The 1,443-nt window shown below is 60.9% G+C and carries 1 protein-coding gene and 1 pseudogene; both read left to right on the top strand.

Going from position 1 to position 1,443, the window contains the following annotated elements; genetic code table 11:
• Positions 1 to 505: pseudogene (locus V6C07_RS10845) on the top strand (hypothetical protein); the annotation flags it as partial.
• A gap of 5 nt (positions 506 to 510) precedes the next feature.
• Positions 511 to 1,443, top strand: a 933-nt coding sequence (locus V6C07_RS10840; protein WP_333536499.1) for a DNA circularization N-terminal domain-containing protein, incomplete at its 3' end; no start/stop codon positions are given.

Genomic DNA, 1,443 nt, shown 5'->3' with positions numbered 1-1,443 from the left:
CGCAGGCCGAGGGGCAAAATGGCTGCGTATCGCCAAGGGGGCGGGCAAGGCTGCCGGTGCCATTGGCGTTGGCTTGTCAGTAGTTGATGCCATTGCCACGGAATCGGATGCCAGCCTCAGCCGTGAGCAAAAAAATATAGCGCATTCCGGTACGGTTGGCGGTCTGGCAGGTGGTTTTTCCGGCGCAGCCACGGGCGCGCTTCTGGGGTCTGCCGTGCCGGGCTTTGGAACGCTTGTTGGTGCTCTTGCCGGGGCAGTAGCCGGTGCCTTGGGCGGCGCAGAAGTGGGCGAAAAAATAGGGCAAGCACTTTGGGGAGATAACGGCCCCGCACAAAGCCGCGACGAAGCCATGCCCGACGATTATCTTGAAGCCCTGCAATACGTCCAGCAGCAGGCGGCGCAGCAGCCCATCTCTGTGACTATAGAAAACAAGCTGGATATTGACGGCGACCGCATAGCCGAGGCCGTTACGCGGCGGCTTGTGCGCGACGATACCCGGAGGTAGCCCCCATGTCCCTGCTGAACACCCTGAATGAAGTCGCTTCCCCCTGGGCCACCATGCTTGACGCCTCGTTCCGTGGCGTCAAGTTTCAGGTCGCGGGCATCAGCGACAAGGGCGAAAAATCCCTCGCCGTGCATGAATACCCGTACCGCCCCGGCGCGGAGGTGGAAGATTTGGGCCGCAAGGCCCGGCTTACGCCCGTCAGGGCGATCTTTTGGGGCCGCAATTACCTGTCCGAAGTCAGCGCCCTTGTCAGGGCGTTTGAAGAATCCGGCAAGGGTGAGCTGGTGCATCCGCTGTTCGGCACCCTGCAAGTGTGCGTCAAACACTGGAATATCGAGCATGATGCTGAAACGCGCGACTACGCCGCTGTTGACTTTGAATTTATTGAAGCCTCGCTTGATAATCCCTTCTTTGACGCCAAGAGTATGCGCGGCCTTGCCGACAAGGCGCAGGGCAGTATGCTTTCTGGCCTTACGTCCGCCATGAATGAAGCCAGCGCAGCTCTGGCTGAAACGCTGGCCCCCCTGCAAGAGGCCGCTGCCTATGTGCAGGGCGCAGTACTCACGGAACTGCGCGCCATTCTCGACGTGTATGACGGGGCCGGGGCTGTTGTGCGCACTGCTGTTTCCTATATTGATTCTCCGGTGGGCTTTGTGACAGACCTGCTGGCCTGCCAGTTCAGCGCTGCCAGCGCGGTCAGCGGCCTTGGCACATTTGCCGGATTGTCGTCGTTGTCGGGCGTTTTTCCGCGCGTCAGCCTTTCGTCTGACAAGCCGCAAACCACATATGCTGTTGGCTCAAGCGCCTACGGCGATTCGTGGATTACTGGCCCGCAAAATTCTGCCAGCAGTGAGCAGCTTTCAGTGCGGCAAGCAGGCCCTGCTGCCGTGCCTGCGGCTACAGATGCCCCGTCCAGTCGCCAGACGGCCCGCGCCCAG

The sequence above is a fragment of the Desulfovibrio sp. 1214_IL3152 genome, assembly GCF_036763055.1.
Taxonomy (GTDB): Bacteria; Desulfobacterota; Desulfovibrionia; order Desulfovibrionales; family Desulfovibrionaceae; genus Desulfovibrio.
The sequence above is the reverse complement of the archived record's forward strand: the minus strand, read 5'-3'. Positions and strand labels throughout refer to the sequence as shown.